The following is a 19733-nucleotide window of genomic DNA, read 5'->3' as shown; positions in this document are numbered from 1 at the left end:
CGCTCCCCCGTCGCGCGGCTCATCTCAGCGCCTTCCGAACAGCCGGCCCAGGCGCTGCCCCAGCGTCGCCGGCCGGGCCTGCGCCGCGGCCAGTTCCGCCGCCAGCGTGCCGAGCGTGCCGTTGGCGATGTCCAGCAGGTTGAGCTGCACGCCGGCCTCGCGGCGGACGCGCTCGGCCATCTCCACCGCCATCAGCGAATGGCCGCCGGCGTCGAAGAAGTTGTCGCTGGTGCGCAGCTTCGCGGCGCCGAGCAGCTCCGCCCACAGCGCGGCGAGCCATTGCTCGGCGGGCGTGGCCGGCGCGGCGGCCGTCGCCGCCGGGGCGGGCGCCGCCGCGCCGGCATCGCCGCCGTCGCTGCCGAACCGCATGGCGCCGCCCACGCGCGCCTGCAGGGTCGCCAGGGAAAGCTGCGGGTCCTCGGCCACCATCGCCATCATCGCCAGGTAGCGCTCGCGCAACTGGCGGGCGGTGGCGGCTTCGAGGATGTCGGCGTTGTAGGTGACGCCGCCGACCATGCCCTGGCCGTTCTCCAGGAACCACAGGCCCAGGTCCTCGGTGGCACCGCTCTGGAACAGCAGGATCTGCTCGTGCCGCAGCCCGCCCCAGTCAACGATGCGCCCGCGCGCGTCCTGGAACGAGAACAGCGCCTGGTACAGCACTGCGCCGCCGCGGTGGTCGATCTTCAGTTCGCGCTGCAGGTATTCCAGCGGCACGTCGGGATGGCCGAAGCCTTCGAGCGCCGCCCGCTTCACGTGCCGCACGAAGTCGGCGAAGGGCAGCGCCGGGTCCAGCGTCATGTGCAGCGGCACCAGGTTGTTGAAATAGCCCATCACCGATTCGAGCTCGGTCTGGTTGCGCCCGCGCACCGGCGTGCCGACCACCAGCTCGCCGCGCCCGGACATGCCGCCCAGCAGCACGTAGTACAGCGCCAGCAGGGTCATGTTGAGGGTGGCGTCGGCCAGCCGCGCGACCTCGTGCAGCGCGCCGGTGGTGGCGGCCTCGACGTGGATCCACTCGGTGCGGCCCAGCCCCGACATGCCCGGCCGCCGCGGGTGGTCGGTGGGCAGCGCGCGGATGTCGTGCATGCGCGCCAGCCGCTCGCGCCAGAACGCGAGCTGCGCCTGCAACTGCGGGCCTTCCAGCCAGCGCGCGTGCCAGGCGGCGAAGTCGCCGTAGCTCACCGGCAGCGGCGCCAGCGGCGAGGGCACGCCCTCGGCGAAGGCGCGGTAGAGCTGCGACAGCTCGGCGTACAGGATGTCGAACGACCAGCCGTCCCAGATGATGTGGTGCGGCATGAAGAAGAACGCATGCTCGTCCTCGGCCAGGCGGAACATGCGCGCGCTGAACAGCGGCGCCTGTGCGAGGTCGAACGGCGTGTCGGTCAGCGCCTGCAGGCGCCGCATCAGCGTCGCCTCGCGCTCGCCGTCCGGCAGCGCGGACAGGTCCTCGGCGGGAAACAGCGCGGTCGGGACGTGCGGCTCGACCACCTGCACCACGCCCTCGCCGTCGTCGCGGAAGGCGGTGCGCATGATCGGCTGGCGCTGCACCAGCGCCTGCAGCGCGCGCTCGAAGGCGGCCTCGTCGAGCCGCCCGCGCAGCCGGTGCGCGGACGGCGCGTTGTAGGTGACGCGGCCCGGCTGCAGTCGTTCCAGCGACCACAGCCGCTGCTGCATCAGGGTGAGCGGCGCGCGGTCCTGCACGGGCCGGCGCGCCACCGGCTCGGTCGCCGGCGCGCTGCCGCTGGCCGCCTGCTGCGCGATCGCCGCGGCCAGCCGCTCGATGGTGGGCGCGTCGAACAGCGTGCGGAACGACAGCGTGATGCCGAACTCGCGGTTGAGCCGCGCGGTGAGCTGGGCGGCGAGCAGGGAGTGCCCGCCCAGCGCGAAGAAGTCGTCGCGCACGTCCAGGTCCGGCAGCGCCAGCACGGCCTCCATCGCCGCGGCCACGCGCCGCTCGCCGTCGTTGCGCGGCGCCAGCCGCGCGGCGTTCGCCGCCACCGACTGCACCGCGGGTGCCGGCAGCGCCTTGCGGTCCACCTTGCCGTTGGGCAGCAGCGGGATCGCCGCGAGCGGCAGCAGGTGCTGCGGCAGCATGTAGTCGGGCAGCCGCTGGCGCATCCGCGCCTGCAGGGCTTCCGGGTCGAGCGCGGCGCCGTCGCGCGCCACCACGTAGGCGACCAGGCGCACGTCGCCGGGGCGGTCCTCGCGGGCGATCACCACCGCGCGCGCCACCTCGGGCGCATCGGCCAGCACCGCCTCGATCTCGCCGGGCTCGATCCGGTAGCCGCGCACCTTGACTTGGAAATCCAGCCGGCCGAGGTGTTCGAGCATGCCGTTGGCGAGCCAGCGGCCGCGGTCGCCGGTGCGGTACATGCGCGCATCCGGCGTGCCGGCGGACGGGTCGGGCAGGAAACGCTCGGCGTCGAGCTGCGGCCGATTGAGATAGCCCAGGGCGACGCCCGCGCCGCCGATGTGCAGCTCGCCCGGCACGCCCAGCGGGCAGGGCGCGCCCTGCGCGTCGAGCACCCGCACCGTGGTGTTGGCGATCGGCCGGCCGATGAAGATGCCGTCGCGCGGCGCGCCCACCCGCCAGTAGGTGGAATACACCGTGGCCTCGGTCGGCCCGTAGCCGTTCCACACCTCGCCGCAGCGTTGCAGCAGCGCCTCGGCCAGGTCCACCGGCAGCGGCTCGCCGCCGGACACCGCGCGGAAGCGCGGGTGGCCGGCCCAGCCCGACTCGACCAGGATGCGCCAGCCGGCCGGGGTGGCCTGCATCATCGTCGCGTCGCAGCTTTCCACCAGCGTGCGCAGGGCCGCGCCGTCGCGCACGTCGTCGCGGCCGGCGACCACCACCTCGGCACCCGCGCTCAGCGGCAGCAGCAGCTCCATGAAGGCGATGTCGAACGACAGCGTGGTCACCGCCACCAGCCGGTCGTCGGCGTCGATGCCGGGCACGCGCTGCATGCTGGTGAGGAAGTTGGAGGCGGCGCGGTGCGGCACGCGCACGCCCTTGGGCCGGCCGGTGGAGCCGGAGGTGAAGATCACGTAGGCGACCGAGTCGGGCGTGGCGGCGGTGTCGCCGCGCGGCGGCCGCGTCGAGGCCGCGCCGGCGATCTCGGCGGCATGGTGCCTGAGCGACAGCACGCGGGACGGTTCGAACGTGAACGCGTCCGGCGCGTCGTCGTCGACGAGCAGCGCGGCCAGCGCCGCGTCCCCGGCCATGAAGGCCAGCCGGTCGGCGGGAAAGCACGGGTCCAGCGGCACGTAGCCGGCGCCGGACTTGAGCACCGCCAGCACCGCGGCGAGCATGTCGGTGCCGCGCGCGACCGTCAGCCCGACCAGGTCGCCGCACCCCACGCCGCGCGCGCGCAGGCAATGCGCGAGCCGGTTCGCGCGTGCCTCCAGCTCGGCATAGCTGAGCCGCGCGGCGCCGTGCCGCACGGCCGCGCGCGCCGGCGTGCGGTCGACCTGCTCCTCGAAGTACTCGTGCGCCAGCCGCTGTTCGGGATACGGCGTGGGCGCCGGCTGCAGCGCGTCGAGCGCGCCGCGCGCCGCGTCGGAAAGCAGGCCCAGCGCCTGCACCGCGGTCTCCGGCGCCGCCGCCGCGCTGCGCAGCAGGGTCGCGTAGGCATCGAGCCAGGCGCGCACCGTCTCGGCGCGGAACAGGTCGCTGTTGTACTGGCATTCCAGCCGCAGGCCGCCGTCGACCTGCACCGCGTTGACGAACAGCTCGAAGTTCTCGCGCACGCGCGGGTTCGCCGCGAATTCGAAGCGCAGGCCGGGGAAGTCGACGGTCTGCCCGTCCAGCGCCTGGTCGAGGTTGAGCAGCACGCTGACCAGCGGCAGCCGGCCCGGGTCGCGCGGCAGCGCCAGCCGCGCCAGCAGGCTGCCGAGCGTGTACTGCGGATGCTCGAACGCGTCGAGCAGGTCGCTGCGGACCCGGTCCAGCACGGTGGCGAACGGTGCCTGCGGATCGATCGACGCGCGCAGCGGCAGCACGTTGACGCAGTGGCCGACCAGCGCGCCGCGTCCCTCGGCGGCCTGGCCGGCGCTGGGCATGCCGATCACCACCTCGTCCTGCCCGCCCAGGCGATGCAGCAGCACGCCGAAGGCGGCCAGCAAGGTGGCGTAGAGGCTGGCGCCGCGGCGCGCGCCCATGCGCTGCACGTCGGCCAGCAGGGCGGCGTCGAGCATGCGGTCCTCGCGCTGCGAGGCGAAGCTGCGCCGGCGCGGCCGGGGGCGGTCGGTGGGCAGGTCCAGCGCGGGGACGCTGCCGCCGAAGCGGTCCAGCCAGTAGCGCTCGGCCGCGCGGCCGGCGTCGGTCATCGCGCGGGAGGCCTCGCCCAGCGCGAAGCCGCTGAAGGGATCGGCCGGCGCGGGCCCGGCGCCGCGGCCGGCGTGCTGCGCGTACAGCGCGGCCAGGTCGCGCACGATCACGCCGAACGACCAGCCGTCGCAGACGATGTGGTGCGCGGTGAACACCAGCAGGTGATCGTCCTGCGCCAGGCGCAGCAGCTCGGCGCGCACCAGCGGGCCGTGCTCGAGGTCGAACGGCGTGGTCACCGCGCGCTGCAGGGTCGCCGCCAGCTCGGCCTCGCGCCGCGTCGCGTCGGGCGCGGCGAGGTCGCGCAGCGGGCACGGCAGCGGCAGCCGGTCGGCGATGCGCAGTTCCGCGCCGTCGGCGCTCAGGCTCGCGCGCAGCGCCTCGTGGCGATCGACCAGCGCCTGCAGCGCCGCCTGCAACGCGGCGACGTCGAGCGCGCCGGCCAGCCGCAGCGACACCGACTCGTTGTAGGCCAGCGAGGCGTCCGGTTCGAGCTTGGCGGCGAGCCAGATCTCGCGCTGCGGCGCGGTGGTGGGCACCACCCGCGCCAGCGCGGTGCCGGCGAACGGGTCGTAGTCGACCGCGATGGCGTGGTCGTGCGGGCTCATGCGCCGATCCTCATGTATTTGCCGGGGGCGTCCGGGTTCGGCACGAACCAGGCCGGGTTGCCTTCGGCGTCGCGGCCCAGGCGAGCGCCGCCGACCGGCGGCTTGCCGGCGTCGAAGGCGTGCGCGTCGAGGTTGCGGTGGCGCGGCAGGAACTCGGCCTCCTGCAGTTCGAGCACCGATTCCTTGAACGCCCGGGCGATCGCGGCGAAGTCCTCCTCGCCGTGCACGGTGGTGAAGAAGCAGGGGAAGTTGTCCAGCAGGTGGACGCCGCGGCTGCGCATCATCGCGAACAGCAGGTCCTGCAGCGGGTGGTCCTCGGCGAAGTTGACCTTCCACACCGAGGCGAAATGGGTGAGCCTGATCGGCGCGCCCACGCTGGCGCAGAAATCGTTCAGTTCGCCGACCAGCGCGCCGGTGCGCGCGTTCAGCCGTTCCTGCAATGGCGCGCCGGATTCCTGCAGGTGGGCGAGCACCGCATGCGCCGCGGCCAGCGCGAGCGGGTGGCGCACGAAGGTGCCGGCGAAGTAGGTGACGCCGACGGTCGGGATCGAGGCGTCGCCGAACCGCCAGCCGCCGCCGTCGAGCGCGTCCATGTAGCGGCGCTTGCCGGCGATCACGCCGATCGGGAAGCCGCCGCCGACCACCTTGCCGTAGGAGGCCAGGTCGGCGTCGATGCCGAGCACCGCCTGCGCGCCGCGCGGATGCGAGCGGAAGCCGGTGACCACCTCGTCGAAGATCAGCAGCGCGCCGGCGTCGCTGGTGATCGCGCGCAGCTCCTGCAGGAACTCGCGCGGCTGGAAATCCGGGCGCCGGCTCTGCACCGGCTCGACCAGCACGGCGGCGATCGACGCGGCGCGCTCGCGGATGATCGCCAGCGACTCGGGCGTGCCGTAGTCGAGCACCAGCACGTTCTCCGCCGTGTTGCGCAGGATGCCCGGCGCCGCCGGCACCGAGCGCAGCTTCTTCGTGCCGCGCACGATCACCTCGTCGAAGATGCCGTGGTAGGAGCCGGCGAAGATCACCAGGGTGTCGCGGCCGGTGACCGTGCGCGCGATGCGCACCGTGCCCATCACCGCCTCCGAGCCGGTGTTGCACAGCGCGGCGCGGTCGAAGCCGGTGAGCTCGCAGACCTGCTTCGCCACCACGCCGGCCAGCGGATGCTGCGGGCCGATCTCGTAGCCGGCGTCGAGCTGCCGGCGCACCGCGTCGAGCACGAAGTCCGGCTGCCAGCCGAACAGGTTCATGCCGAAGCCGTTCAGCGCATCGACGTATTCGTTGCCGTCGAGGTCCCATACCTTCGAGCCCTTGGAGCGCTCCACCACGACCTGGTAGACGATCTCCTTCAGCAGCGGGCGGAAGCCGTTAACCACGCGCGGGTCGGCCAGGTGCGGGCGGTGCTGCTCGGTGTATTCCTTCGAGCGCCGCGTGCGCTCGACGTAGCGGCGCACGAAGGCGTCCAGCCGCGCCTGCTGGCGCGCGGTCAGCTCGGTCGAGCCGGAGTGGATGCGGGCGATCGCGCCGAAGGCCTTCTTCACGTCGTAGGTGGTGTGCGCGAGCGCGGCTTCCTCGTCCTGCGGCGCGGGCGCGGACGCGGGCGCGGCGGCGGGTGCCGGCGCGGCGGCCACGGCGGGCGCAGCCACTGGCGCCGCGGCGGTAGCCGGGACACTGCCGCCGGCCGCGGCCAGCAGGGCGAGCTGCTGCTGCATGATCAGCATCTGTTGCTGGATCACGTCCTGCACGAGGCCGCCGTTCGAGGCCAGCGGGATGCCGGCGGCGCCGTTCGCCATCGGGATGGGCGCGGCCATGGCCGGCGCGCTCGTGGGGATTGCCGCGGGAGCGGCTGCGGCGGCCGGCGCATCCGGCGGCAGCAGCCGGTCGATGTGGCGGGCGAGGCGCTCGAACGAGCAGCACGATTCCATCAGCTCGCGGAAGGTGATCTTCAGCGCGAAGGTCTTCTGCAACTGCAGCGCCACCTGGGTCAATGCCAGCGAGTCCAGCCCGAGCTCGATGAAGTTCGCGTCCGCGTCCGTGGCCGCGAACTCGGTGCCGGCGACGTCCTCGAACAGGGCGGTCAACTGGGTGACCAGGCGAGCGGGCCGGTCGGCGTCGGCGAGTGGAGCGGGCATGGCGGCCTCCGGAAGGGATGCGATGGATGCGGGTGCGGTCGGTACGGATGTAGTCGGTGCAGACGTAATCGGTACGGACGTAATCGGTGCGGATGAGGCCGGTGCAGACGTGGCCGGCGGGACTGCGTCGGGCGCGGCGCCGGCCGGCATGGCGTGCGCGGGCAGCGGCAGGGCGACCACGTTGGACGCGCCGGCCGCGGTGGCCGGCGTCGCGGCGTCGATCCAGTGGCGCTTGCGCTCGAACGGGTAGGTCGGTAGCCGCACGCGGCGCTTGTGCGCGCGGCGGTCGAGCGTGGCCGGCGCGACGGCGGCGCCCGCGCTCCACAACTGGCCGAGGGCATCCAGCCAGGCCGCGCGCTCGGCTGCCGCCGTGTCCGCCAGCGAGGCCAGCACGGTGCGGCCGCGGCTCTGCGGGTGCTGCCGGGCGAGCAGGGCCAGCGTGGCGCGCGGTCCCACTTCGAGGAAGGCGTGGCGCGGCTCGTCGAGCAGCCCCTGCAATGCGGCTGAGAAACGCACGGTGCCGCGCAGGTGGCCGGTCCAGTAGTCCGCCGAGGCGGCCTCGGCGGCGTCCAGCGGCCGGCCGGTGAGGGTGGAGGCGATCGGGATCGCCGGCGGTGCCAGGGCGATGCGCTCGACTTCCTGGCGGAACGGCGCCAGCGCCGGGTCCATCATCGCCGAGTGGAACGCGTGCGAGGTGTGCAGCAGGCGGCAGGCAACACCATCGCGTTCGAGCGCGGCGCGGAACGCCTCGACCTCGCCGGTCTCGCCGGAGACCACGCAGGCGTTCGGCGCGTTCTCGGCCGCCAGCGACAGCGCGGCGGGCAGGCGCGCCTGCAGCCGCGCGGCGTCGAGCCGCACCGACAGCATCGCGCCGGCCGGCAGGGCCTGCATCAGGCGGCCGCGGCGTGCCACCAGGCGCGCGCCGTCGGCCAGGCTCATCACGCCGGCGAGCACCGCCGCGACGAATTCGCCGACGCTGTGCCCGATCATCGCCGCCGGCCGCAGGCCGGCGCCCATCCACAGCCGCGCCAGCGCGTACTCGACCGCGAAGGTGGCCGGCTGGGTCAGCGCGGTCGCGCGCAGGGCGTCCGCGTCGTCGTCGAACAGCCGCTCGCGCAGGTCGAAGCCGAGCTCGTCGCGCAGGCAGTCCGTGCATTCGTCCAGCGCGGCGCGGAACGCAGGCTCGCTGGCGTGGAGCGCGCGGCCCATGCCGGCGTACTGGGAGCCCTGGCCGGGGAACATGAAGACCACGCCCGGCGCCGGGCCGGGAGCCGCCGCGGTCGCCGGTGCCGTGGACGCGTCGCAGAGCCGGGCGACGGCTTCGTCCACGCTGCCGGCGACCACGTGCAGGCGCTGGGCGAAGGCCTTGCGGCCGCCGGCCAGGGTCCAGGCGACGTCGGCGAGGTTGCACTCCGGCTGCAGCGCGAGATGGCTGCCGAGCTGCGCCGCGGCCTGGGCCAGCGCCTGCGGGCTGCGCGCGGAGAGCAGCAGCAGTTGCGGCCCGTCGGCGGCCTCGGAGGGCGCGCGCGGCGGCGGCTCCTCCAGGACCACGTGGGCATTGGTGCCGCCGACGCCGAACGAGCTGACGCCGGCGCGCAGCGGGCCGTCCCCGGCCGGCCAGTCGCGCAGCCGGTCGTTGACCACGAACGGCGTATCGGCCAGCCCCAGCTTGGGGTTGGGCGCGGTGAAGTGCAGCGTGGGCGGCAGCCGGCGCTCGTGCAGCGCCAGCGCGGTCTTGATGACGCCGGCGGCGCCTGCGGCCATCACCATGTGGCCGACGTTGCTCTTCACCGAGCCGATCGCGCAGAAGCCGCGCGCGTCGGTATGGCGGCGGAACGCCAGGGTCAGCCCTTCGATCTCGATCGGGTCGCCCAGCGGCGTGGCGGTGCCGTGGGTTTCCACGTAGGAGATCGCGCTTGCATCGACGCCGGCGCGGTCCAGCGCCATGCTGATCACCGCCGCCTGGCCGGCGCTGCTCGGCGCGGTGAAGCTGGCCTTGCCGCCGCCGTCGTTGTTCACCGCGGCGCCGCGGATCACCGCGTAGACGGGATCGCCGTCGCGCAGCGCGTCGGGCAGCCGCTTCAGCAGCACCACCGCGGCGCCGTCGCTGAACACGGTGCCCTGCGCGTTGGCGTCGAAGCTGCGCGTGTGGCCGTCGGGCGACAGCATCGAGCCTTCCTGCGAGAGGTAGCCGCTGCGCGGCGGGCAGGCGATCGACGAGCCGCCGGCCAGGGCCATCTCGCAGTGGCCCTGGCGCAGCGCGTCGAAGGCCTGGCAGATCGCCACCAGCGAGGTCGAGCAGGCGGTGTTCAGGCTGATCGCCGGGCCGGTCAGGTTGAGCTTGTGGGCGATGCGGGTGGCGAGGTAATCCTTCTCGTTGGCGAGCATCGCCTGGAACGCGCCGAGCTTGTCGACCAGGTCCGGCCGCGTGGCGACGTGGCGCTGGAAATAGGTCGCGTTGTGCATGCCGCCGAACACGCCGACCGGGCCGTCGTGCGCGTCCGGCACGTAGCCGCCGCGCTCCAGGCATTCCCAGCACAGTTCGAGGAAGATCCGCTGCTGCGGGTCCATCAGCTCCGCCTCGCGCGGCGGGATGCCGAAGAACGCCGCGTCGAAATCCTCCACGCCGTCGACGATGCCGCGCGCGGCGACGTAGGCGGGGTCCTCGCGCTCGCGCCTGGGCACGCCCGGGTCGAGCTGGCCGGGGCCGAAGAAGGTGATCGACTCGCGCCCGGCGCACAGGTTGCTCCAGAACGCCTCCACGCTGGCCGCGCCGGGGAAGCGCCCGGCCATCGCGACGATCGCCACCGGCACGGCGCCGTCGTGCGCGGTGCCGTGCGCGAGCCGGGCGGCCAGCGGGCCGCGCGCGTCGCGCCCCTCGGCGGCCGCGGCCAGCGCCGCCGGGGTCGGCGCGGCGAAGAAGGCGGCGATGGTCGGCGCCGCCGGCAGCTCGGCATGCAGGCGCGCGACGACGCGTACCGCCAGCAGCGAGTTGCCGCCGAGGTCGAAGAAATGGTCGTCGCGGCCGACCTGGTCCAGCCCCAGCACCTCGGCGAACAGCTCGCACAGCCGCTGTTCGTGCGCGCTGGCGGGCGGCGCGTAGGGCACCGCCAGCTCGGGGCGGCGGTTGTCCGGCGCCGGCAGCGCGCGGCGGTCGAGCTTGCCGTTGGGCGTCACCGGCAGCGCGTCCAGCCGCAGGTAGATCGCCGGCACCATGAACTCCGGCAGCGTGCGCGCCAGTTGCCCGCGCAGCCGGCGCGCGTCGAACGGCGCGTCGGCGGAAACGACGTAGGCGACCAGGCGTTTCTGCTGCGGGCGGTCCTCGCGCGCCAGCACCGCGCAGGCGCGCACGCCGGGCAGCGCCTGTAGCGCCGCCTCGATCTCGCCGGTCTCGATGCGGTAGCCGCGGATCTTGACCTGGCCGTCGGCGCGGCCGACGAACTCGATCGTGCCGTCGGGCAGCCAGCGCGCGAGGTCGCCGGTGCGGTACAGCCGCTCGCCGGGCCGGCCGAAGGGATCGTCCACGAAGCGCTCGGCGGTCAGCTCGGGGCGCGCCAGGTAGCCGCGCGCCAGCCCCGCGCCGCCGATGTGGAGCTCGCCGACCGCGCCGGCCGGCAGCAGCTCGCCGCGCGCGTTCAGCACGCGCAGCACGGTGTCGGCGATCGGCCGGCCGATCGGGATCGAGCGCACGTCCGCCGCCAGCCCGCGCGGGATGCGCCAGGTGGCGGCGAAGGTGGTGCACTCGGTGGGGCCGTAGCCGTTGATCAGCACGATGTCCGGCAGCGCCGCGTAGGCCTTGCGCACGTGCGCCACCGACAGCGCCTCGCCGCCGGTCAGCAACTGGGCGAGCCCGCGCAGCCGGCTGGCGTCGTCGTCGACGATGGCGTTGAACAGTGCCGCGGTCAGCCACGCGATGCGCACGCCGTGGCGCTCGATGGTGGTGGCCAGGCCGCAGCCGCTGGGGATGCGCTCGTCGTGGACCACGCAGGTGCCGCCGTTGAGCAGGGCGCCCCAGATCTCGAAGGTCGAGGCGTCGAAGCCGAGCGGCGCGGCGTGCAGCACGCGCGGCTGTTCGCCGAACGCGACGTAGTCCACCTCGCGCACCAGCCGAACGATCGCGCGGTGCGCGATCTCGGCGCCCTTGGGCGTGCCGGTGGAGCCGGAGGTGTACATCACGTAGGCCAGCGCCTCGCCGTCCAGCGACGGCAAGGCGGCGGGCGTCGCCTCGTGCTCCAGTTGCTCCAGCGTGCGCACCGGCACGGCGATGCCGGCCGGCGCGGGCTGGCCGGCCGGCACGACGACCAGCCCGGCGCACGCATCGTCGACGGCGAAGGCGATGCGCTCGGCGGGATAGGCCGGGTCGAGCGGGAGGTAGGCGGCGCCGGCCTTCAGGATGCCCAGCAGGGCGACGATGGCGTCGGGCGAGCGTTCGAGCAGCAGCGCCACCGGCGTGCCCGGAGCGATGCCGGCGGCCAGTAGGCCGGCGGTGACGCGGTCGGAGCGCGCGTCGAGTTCGGCATAGCTGAGCGCGGTGCCGCGCGCCTCGACCGCGGTGCGCGCGGGATGCCGGCGCGCCACCTCGGCGAACAGGCCGTGCACGGTATCGGTGCCGTGCCGCGGCCGGGCGGTGGCGTTCCAGTCGTGCAGCAGGCGCTCGCGCTCGGCATCGTCGATGACGTCGAGCGTACCCAGCGGCGCCTCGGCGTCGGCGGCCAGCGCCGCCAGCGCGCGCAGCGCGCAGCCGGCCAGCAGGTCGATGGCGTCGTCGTCGAACGGGGCGCGGAAATCCACCTGCAGCCGGGCCGCGTCGGCGTGCCATCGCCAGAGGCTGGCGCAGGCGCCGTCGGGCGCTTCCTCCGCATCCGCGACGGCCCATGCCGCCGGCTGCGCCGGGCCGGCATCGGCCAGCGCGCGGGACAGCGCATCGCACCAGGCCGCGCGCGTCTCGGCGCGCGGCACCGCCACGGTCGCCTGCCGCGCGCCCGACGCGGCGGCGAGGGTGGCCGCCACGGCGTCCGCGCCGGTCAGCCGCGCCTCGGCCAGCGCCAGCGCGGCGCAACCGGCCAGCGCGGGCCGCGCCGCGCCGGCGAGTGCGGCGAGCGAGCCGGGATCGAGCGGGTACTCGCGCCGCCGCCAGGCCGCACCGGCACGGCCGGCGGAGCAGGCGAGGGCGTCGAACAAGGGTGCGGCGGCTACCGCGGGACACTCTGCCGAAGACACGTTCATCGGGCTTCCGTCATCTGCGCGCAACGCACCGGGCGCCGCGCCATGGCTCCATCGGTCGGTTCCGGATCGCCGCGGGCGGAGGTGCGGAACCGTGCGGCCGGCCGGCTGCCCGGGTGCGGGCGGCATGGCGGTCCGGCATAGGTCGAACGGTTGAAGCGGGGTCAGCTGCCGTGCGCCGGCCCCCTGCGCCACGGCGATCCGGGTCGGTCCCGGCTGCCGGGGCGATGGCCCGTGCGGACGGATCGCGCACCGCGTCGCGGCGCTACGGCCGGCACGGCGCCGGGCTGCCTGCGGGCGCGCTCGAAATGCGTGGTCGCGTTGCCGTTCATGCATCCCCCTTGCTGTGGCGGCTCGCCGGCGAACCTTCGGTCACGGCAATGGATTTATATATCGGGCATGCCGCGCCGATATACACCACTTACGCTCTAATTGACCGTGCGGACAAGCGCGATGCAGGCTGTGTCGCGGCTAATGGCGGCGGATTTTCCCGGGTGCCCGAAACGATTTTCCCGGGCCTGCCTTATGGCCGATGAACCGACGCCATGGGTTGGCGCCAACGATCGATTATCTTCGGGATGGCCAGTTGCCATGGACATTAATCAAGCCAGGCGCGAGCGGGTCGCCTATGCGGACCGTTTCCCGGTCATCCGGCGCATGCGCGAGGCCCGCTACGAGCGCCGCTTCCTCGCCCACGACTCGCTGCTGGAGAACCTCTACCGCGGCGTCTTCCCGAGCTGGGCGGCGGCGGCGGCGAGCGTGCCGCCGACGCGCGCCACCGGCTACGACAACAGCGCCTCCGCCGCGCTGTACCGCGACCGCACCCGCCGCGTGTTCCTCTACGACTACCCGGTCATGCTGTGGCTGGCGCGGCTGTTCGCCGAGGGGAGCCGCTCGGTGTTCGACCTGGGCGGCCACATCGGCATCGCCTACTACGCCTACCAGCGCTACGTGGACTACCCGGAGGGGCTGCGCTGGCAGGTCCACGACGTGCCGGCGGTGAACGCCGCCGGCGCCGCCTGGGCGGAACAGCACGATGCGCCGCGCCGCCTGGCGTTCACCGAGCGCGCCGCGGACGCGGGGCAGGCCGACATCCTGTTCGCCGCTGGCTCGCTGCAATACCTCGACTACACGCTGGCCGGGCTGCTGGCCGATCTGCCGCGCCGGCCCGCGCACCTGCTGCTGAACTCGGTGCCGATCCACATGGCCGAGTCCTACTTCACCGTGCAGAACATGGGCACCACCTGCTGCCCGTACCGGATCAGCGCCGAGCGCGAGTTCGTCGACGGGCTGAAGGCGCTGGGCTACCAGTTGCGCGACCGCTGGGAAAACCCGGACCGGCGCTGCCGGATCCCGTTCCATCCCGGGCATTCGCTGGATCGCTACTTCGGCTTCCTGTTCAGCCGCGAGGCCTAGCGCGGTGGGCTAGGGCGCGTCCGGCGCGGTCGGCGCCAGCGTGCGGTGCACGCGCTGGCCGGCCCGCGCGATCTCCGACTTGGCGCGGTCCAGCAGCGCGTTGCGGCCCACCGGTCCGGGGCGCAGGCCGAGGTGGCGCAGCCGCGCGTTGAAGCGGTGCGCGTCGGTCCACATGTCCGAGCGCCGCGTGCGGAAGGTCAGCGCGAGCGAGACCGACAGCGCCGCGCCGGTGTGCACGCGATGCGGCGCGATGAAGGGATGGTGCACGCCCAGCCCGGGGCGCAGCTCGAACGCCATCGCCTTCTCCTCCAGCGCCGGGCGGTAGCGCGGCCGGCTGCCGACGTGGGCGAGCAGGAAATCCTTCTGCGCCGGACTCATCACCTCGTCGTCCGCCGGGTCCCACAGGAACACCTTCTTGGTTCCCTGGATCTGCAGCAGGAAATTCATCTCGCGGTCCATGTGGTAGGGCGTCACCGAGTCGTGCGCGGAGACGAAGACGTAGCTGGAGTACCAGCTCATGCCCGGGTCGAGCGCGTCGGTGCGCGCGGCGACTTCCGCGAGCAGGCCCTCGATCAGCGGCGCGTATTCGGCGTCGCGCTCGGGGTTGTTGATGCACAGGTAGGCCTGGTTCTCCTCGAAGCGTTCCAGCACCTCGTCCAGGGTGAGGCCGCGCCGGTAGCGGTCGTAGGACGTCTCCAGCTCGGTGTCGCCGGGGATGTTCCCCACCCGGAACAGGAGCTGTTCCGGCGGCAGGCGCCGGCACAGCGCGAACAGGCGCGGCAGCGCGAACTGCGGGTGGCCGGCCAGGCGGTGCCCAACCAGGAAGGGCTTGCGGTTGTAGCAGGCGTCGAAGCCGGCGGGCTCGAAGGCGAGCATCGGCGCAGCCGTTTTCCCGCCGCGCTCGAGCAGGGCGGCGTATTGCCTGTCGGTGACGAATTCGCCCAGCATGGTGGCTCCCTCCGGAACCTGTCCGCATTGCATGGCCGGTTGTGCGGTACCTGTCGCCTTTCGCCGGTTCCGGCGGCGGCCTCCGATCGGCTTCGCCGGCCCGGCCGACGACATGGAATCGCGGTTATTCCTGAAAATGCCTTTCGAATGAGACCCGTGCCGGAAAATGAAATGCCGGTGGATAATCGCCGCGCGTGTCCATCGGGAAAGATCCGGATGGACGCCCATTACGCCCGCCATTCCTGCACGGGCAGGAATCCAGCGCCTCGATGGCCAATGCCAAAAGCGCCTTGCCCTCTTTACGGGCGGAATCGACGTTACCTAGGACTGGAATGCCAGTAGCCATAATATGGCGCCCTGGATGGGCGCGCCTATCCAGCTGACGTTGTATGTCCCCGCCGCGTCGACCTGCCGGAACGCCACCGCGCATTGCACGCCGCTGTTGTCCGGCAGCATCAGGAAGCGGTCGATCACGGTGAAGCCGTTGTTCGGCGTGGCGGTCATCCGTGTTACCGCGCCGTCCCCCCACCATAGCGCCACCAGGGTGGCGGGCCCGGTGGTGGTGACCGAGCCGCTGGTCAGCACCAGGCCGGCGGCCGGGTAGTTCTGCGCCACGTCCTGCAGCCTGCCCGCGTTCCTGACCTCGACGAACGGCACCGAGATCTCGCCGGCGGCGTTGGCGCGCTTGGCGAAGCTCACCGTGTGGCCGGGGCCGCCCCTGGCGCGCAGCGCGACGTAGGCCTTGACGTCGAAACCGTCGTAGCCGTTGCCGTAGGTCACGCGGCCGAGCCGGGTCCAGCGGTTGGCGTAGCTGTCGACGGGCGGCGCGGCGTTGCCGGCGTAGCCGCCGTTGAACACGATCAGCGCGCTGCCGCCCGGCCGGGTCGCGATCGGGGCGGTGACGGCCGGGTCCGTGCCGAAGCCCTCGGACTGGGCGAGCAGGGTGTGCGCGCCGAGCGTGACGGCGGCGGCCGGCGGCATGCCTGTTCCGGTGGGCGTGACGGCGGGCGGCGCCTGCGCCGCGGCCTGGCCGGCCGCCAGCAGCGCGGCGGCCACGCCTGCGCGGCAACGAGCGGCAACCCGGGTGCGACGGCCGTGCATGGGTGGTATTCCCTGCCAAGTACGGTTGATTTTGTGAATTGCGTCAGATCATGTCAACAGTAAATTGTGCTTGCCAATTTGCCCGAGGTGAGCGAGGCTTGCGCTCCGGCCGTGCCGCCGTGGCGTCGTCCGGATACGGGAGCCGCAGTCTCCTAGCAGGGACCGCGGGCCGTGCGGGGGAAAGGACATGGCCAGCGAGACCGATTTCTTCGACCTGTACCGGAAACTGGGGCTGAGCCCGGGCTGCGGCCTGCTGGAGCTCAAGCGGGCCTATCGCCGGCACGTATCCATGCTGCATCCGGACCACCGCGTCGGGAACCCGCTCGACGCGAGGGCGGCCGAGCGCCTGCAGCGGCTCACCGCGCAGTACGGGGCGGCGATGGAGTTCCAGCGCCGGCACGGGCGCCTGCCCGGTGCACCGGGATCGTCGCGGCCGGCGGCGCCGGAAACCGCGGCGCCGGCATGGCGGCAGCCGCCGGCGGTCCAGCTGGATGCGCCGTCGCAGGAGCGCCCGAAGGTACTGATCCTGCTGCTGGCCGCGGCGCTGGGCGTATCGCTGTGGAACGTGGCGTCGCTGCCGCCGGAGATCATGTCCTCGTCGCCCGTCGCCGCCAGCGCCGCGGTGGGCTGGACGGTGGCGGACGATCCCCCGGCGCTGCGGCCGGGCATGTCGCCGGACGAGGTGCTCGCCGCCGAGGGCGAGCCGACGGCGGTGCAGGGCGACCGCTGGGAATACGGCCCCTCGTGGATCCGCTTCGAGCACGACGAGGTGGTGGACTGGTACAGCTCGCCGCTGCATGCGCTGAGGACGGCCAGCGTGCGCCCTGCGCCGCCGGCCGCCGAGATGGCGATCCGCTAGGGTCGTCAGGCGGCGTCGCCGGTCCGTGCCGGAAGGTTCCGGCGCGGCCAGGGACGGCCACCCGACGGCCCTAGCGGACCGCTAGCGCGCGCCGCGTCCGAACAGCACCACCTCCACCGTCTGGATCAGGATCAGCAGGTCCAGCAGCAGGTTGTGGTTCTTCACGTAGAACAGGTCGTACTTGAGCTTTTCCTCCGCATCCTCCTGCGAGGCGCCGTAGGGATAGCTCAGTTGGGCCCAGCCGGCGAGGCCGGGCTTGAGGCAATGGCGCAGGCTGTAGTAGCGGATCTTGGTGGCCAGGTCGGCGACGAACTGCGGCCGCTCCGGTCGCGGGCCGACGATGCTCATCTCGCCCTTGAGTACGTTCCACAGTTGCGGCAATTCGTCGAAGCGCAGCTTGCGGCAGATCCGTCCCACCCGCGTCACGCGGTCGTCGTCCTTGCGCGCCCAGCGCGCCACGCCGTCGCGCTCGGCGTCGGTGCGCATGCTGCGGAACTTCAGCAGCCAGAAGGTGCGGCCGCGCTCGCCCACGCGCTCCTGCCGGTACAGCACCGGCTGGCCGGGGCCGGATTCGAGCCGGATCGCCAGCGCCACCAGCAGCATCAGCGGCCAGAACGCCAGCAGCAGCACGGTGGCGGCGAGCAGGTCGAAGCCGCGCTTGGCCGCGCGGTGCAGCGGGGTGGCGTCGAAGCCGCCGGAGAACACCAGCCAGGACGGATCGAGCAGCGACAACTGCAGGCGGCCCGATTCGCGCTCGAAGAACGTGGTGAGGTCGGTGATGGCGACGCCGGCCTGCCGGCATTCGAGCAGCTCGTCCATCGGCAGGCTGCCGCGGCGGTCGTCCACGCCGACCACGATCTCGTCCACCTGCGCACGCTGCGCCAGGACGTGCAGCGGCACCTGCGGATGCAGCACCTGCGCCTCCGGCACGCGCACCGGCTCGCCCAGCCGCGGCAGGTAGCCCACCAGGCTGAAGCCGCGCCGGTCGGAGCGGCGGCGCATGCGCTGGTGGATCTGCGCGGCGCGCTGGCCCGCGCCGAGGATCAGCACGCGCCGTTTCAGCGCCTCGATCTCGACCAGGCGCAGGAACAGCAGGCGGAACAGCATGATCGCCACGAAGCCGATCGCCAGCGCGATGCCCAGCACGCCACGGCCGACGTAGGCCTGCGGCACGAGGTAGTAGCCGATCGCCAGCCCGGTGCCGCCCAGCGCGAACGCCACCGCCTGCCGCGCCAGCAGGCCGAACCAGCTCGTGCGCAGGTGGGTCTGGTACTGGCCGAGCGCGGCCATGCCCAACTGGATGACGACGGCGAACACCAGCGCGCGCTGCGGCAGGCTTTGCGAGAATTCGGCCAGATCCTCCGGCAGGTGCGCGAAGCGCAGGTACATCGCCAGGCCCAGCGAGGCGGCGAGCAGCAGCAGCTCGCTCGCGCCGAGCAGCACGAGCCAGCGCACGGACTGCTGTCGCAGGAAACGGAACATGACCAATCCCCCCACGCCACCGATTGGTGCCGACGGACAGCGAGGCTACGCCGGCGCTTCGCGCGGTGTCGATGCCACTTACGCACAGCCCGCCTAGGCCAAACGGAGGTCGGCATATCGTCGTGGGGGTAAGTTTCGGGATAGCCATCCGTTGCGTGGCTGCAAGACCGTGTCGGATTTCCCGTGATCGTGCCTCGGTCATGGCAAAGCAAAGCATGGCGGCGTATAAGGCAGCGAGCGGCATGAATGGAGGTGCTGCTGCCGGCTTGGATGCAAGCGATCGATAAGGAATGTTGCATGGACGCTTTGGATTTACCGGCCTTGTTTGGCCTGCTCTCGCAAACAACCCGTCTGCTCGGCATCGACACGGAGCTGCCCGACGCATTCCTGGTCGAGCAGATGCACGGGCACGAAACGGTCAACGACGATTTTCAGTTCGCCGTCTCTTGCCTGTCGACCTCGGCCTTTATCGACCTGGGCCCGCTGCCCGGCAGCCTGGCCAGTCTGCGCATCGCCACCGCCGATGGCGGCACACGGTCCTGGCACGGGTACATCACTCACGCCGCGGCCCTGGGCTCCGATGGCGGGCTTGCTCGCTACCGCTTGGTGATTGAATCGAGCCTCGCGTTCCTGCGCTTGCGCCGCAATGCGCTGATCTTCCAGGACAAGCACGCGCTCGATGTGATTGCGCAGGTGTTCGCGGATCATCCGGAAGTGCGCCATCGCACGGACGTCAGCGCCGCATTGCGCGTGCGTCCGATCTGCACCCAGTACCGCGAGCTGGATGCCGACTACGTACTGCGTCTACTCGGTGAAGAAGGACTGTCCTATCGTTTCGAGCACGACCAGGACAGCGGCGAAGGCGATCAGATGCCGGCTCATACGCTCGTGATCTTCGATGGCCACGCCTCATCGCCCGACGGCGCGCCTGCATCGATTCGCTTCCATCGCATCGACGCGACCGAGGCAGACGATGCCATCACGGCATTCAGTGAGCGCGTGCAAGTCGCGCCGGACAGCGTGGTGGTGTCGAGCTGGAAAGCCGACGCCCTGCGGGGCATCGCGGGCACGGCGCAGGCCGCTGCCAATGAGGGCCCGAGCCTGCCCGGCCTGGACTTGTTTGATGCCGACCGTGCGGGCTTCCATGACAACGCCGAGCAGGCCCGGCGGCGCGCTGAGCAGCTCCTCGATGCGCACCGCCTCGACGCTCGATGCTTCGAAGGCCAGGGCGCGGTACGCACGCTCGAAGCCGGCAAGCGCTACACGCTGACCGATCATCCGAACCTCGACGGAATCGACTTCGTGCCGTTGGTGGTGGAACACCACGCCACCAACAACCTGGGGGCGGACCTGGCGCACCTGCTGCAACGGGCCGAATTAGAGAGTGGCACTTACCGCAATACCTTTCGCGCGGTGCCGGCAGGCACGCCGATTGTGCCCCGGCACCGCCACCGCCCGATCGCGCCGGGTTTGCAAACGGCCATCGTGANGTGCAGTTCTGGTGGCAGCGCGGCGCCGCGCCGCTGCCCGGCGGCCTGACCGATACGGCCAGCAAGAGCGCCCCCGACGGGCACGCCCCGGGCGACGACCACAGCGGCACCTGGGTGCGCCTGGCCGAAGCCGGCGCCGGTCCCAACTTCGGCCAC

General features: G+C 72.8%; 8 protein-coding genes. 3 read left to right on the top strand and 5 right to left on the bottom strand.

The annotated features are described in order from the left end of the window. Window positions 1-24: 24 nt before the first annotated feature. Both ASG87_RS01955 and ASG87_RS01950 read right to left on the bottom strand, forming a co-directional pair. On the bottom strand, window positions 25-4932 hold the full coding sequence (locus ASG87_RS01955; RefSeq protein ID WP_055999950.1) for a non-ribosomal peptide synthetase: 4908 nt from the start codon (window positions 4930-4932) through the stop codon (window positions 25-27). After that, window positions 4929-12284, bottom strand: a complete 7356-nt coding sequence (locus ASG87_RS01950; protein WP_082582681.1) for a type I polyketide synthase — start codon at window positions 12282-12284, stop codon at window positions 4929-4931. The genes ASG87_RS01955 and ASG87_RS01950 overlap by 4 nt, the downstream gene beginning before the upstream one ends. Window positions 12285-12508: 224 nt before the next feature. Between ASG87_RS01950 and ASG87_RS20380 the strand changes: the two genes are divergently transcribed. Further along, window positions 12509-12817: a hypothetical protein gene (locus tag ASG87_RS20380; RefSeq protein ID WP_162258291.1), complete on the top strand. Its 309-nt coding sequence runs from the start codon at window positions 12509-12511 to the stop codon at window positions 12815-12817. A 55-nt stretch (window positions 12818-12872) separates the two neighbouring features. Continuing rightward, window positions 12873-13697 (top strand): TIGR04325 family methyltransferase, encoded by an 825-nt coding sequence (locus ASG87_RS01945; protein ID WP_162258290.1) that lies wholly within the window; start codon window positions 12873-12875, stop codon window positions 13695-13697. Window positions 13698-13706: 9 nt separating this feature from the next. Here ASG87_RS01945 and ASG87_RS01940 read toward each other — a convergent pair whose 3' ends face one another. Next, window positions 13707-14645, bottom strand: a complete 939-nt coding sequence (locus tag ASG87_RS01940; protein ID WP_055999943.1) for a cupin-like domain-containing protein — start codon at window positions 14643-14645, stop codon at window positions 13707-13709. Window positions 14646-14966: 321 nt separating this feature from the next. Next, window positions 14967-15746, bottom strand: coding sequence for a hypothetical protein (locus ASG87_RS01935; protein WP_157510833.1), 780 nt, complete (start codon window positions 15744-15746; stop codon window positions 14967-14969). A gap of 187 nt (window positions 15747-15933) precedes the next feature. On the opposite strand from ASG87_RS01935, the gene ASG87_RS01930 reads away from it, so the two are divergent. Then, window positions 15934-16605 carry a J domain-containing protein gene (locus ASG87_RS01930; protein ID WP_055999936.1) on the top strand — a complete coding sequence of 224 codons (672 nt, stop codon included), beginning with the start codon at window positions 15934-15936 and terminating at the stop codon, window positions 16603-16605. 81 nt (window positions 16606-16686) lie between these two features. Here the strand turns inward: ASG87_RS01930 and ASG87_RS01925 are convergent, their stop codons facing one another. After that, window positions 16687-18087, bottom strand: coding sequence for a TIGR03013 family XrtA/PEP-CTERM system glycosyltransferase (locus tag ASG87_RS01925; RefSeq protein WP_055999933.1), 1401 nt, complete (start codon window positions 18085-18087; stop codon window positions 16687-16689). Between the last annotated feature and the right edge of the window lie 1646 nt (window positions 18088-19733).

This window comes from Frateuria sp. Soil773 (genome assembly GCF_001428405.1).
GTDB lineage: Bacteria > Pseudomonadota > Gammaproteobacteria > Xanthomonadales > Rhodanobacteraceae > LMSL01.
The sequence above is the reverse complement of the archived record's forward strand: the minus strand, read 5'-3'. Positions and strand labels throughout refer to the sequence as shown.

Bases quoted from the DNA above. Each gene is read 5' to 3' on its own strand.
- ASG87_RS01955 (WP_055999950.1), bottom strand. From the start codon at position 4,932: ATGAGCCCGCACGACCACGCCATCGCGGTCGACTACGACCCGTTCGCC.
- ASG87_RS01950 (WP_082582681.1), bottom strand. From the start codon at position 12,284: ATGAACGTGTCTTCGGCAGAGTGTCCCGCGGTAGCCGCCGCACCCTTG.
- ASG87_RS20380 (WP_162258291.1), top strand. From the start codon at position 12,509: ATGGCCCGTGCGGACGGATCGCGCACCGCGTCGCGGCGCTACGGCCGG.
- ASG87_RS01945 (WP_162258290.1), top strand. From the start codon at position 12,873: ATGGACATTAATCAAGCCAGGCGCGAGCGGGTCGCCTATGCGGACCGT.
- ASG87_RS01940 (WP_055999943.1), bottom strand. From the start codon at position 14,645: ATGCTGGGCGAATTCGTCACCGACAGGCAATACGCCGCCCTGCTCGAG.
- ASG87_RS01935 (WP_157510833.1), bottom strand. From the start codon at position 15,746: ATGCACGGCCGTCGCACCCGGGTTGCCGCTCGTTGCCGCGCAGGCGTG.
- ASG87_RS01930 (WP_055999936.1), top strand. From the start codon at position 15,934: ATGGCCAGCGAGACCGATTTCTTCGACCTGTACCGGAAACTGGGGCTG.
- ASG87_RS01925 (WP_055999933.1), bottom strand. From the start codon at position 18,087: ATGTTCCGTTTCCTGCGACAGCAGTCCGTGCGCTGGCTCGTGCTGCTC.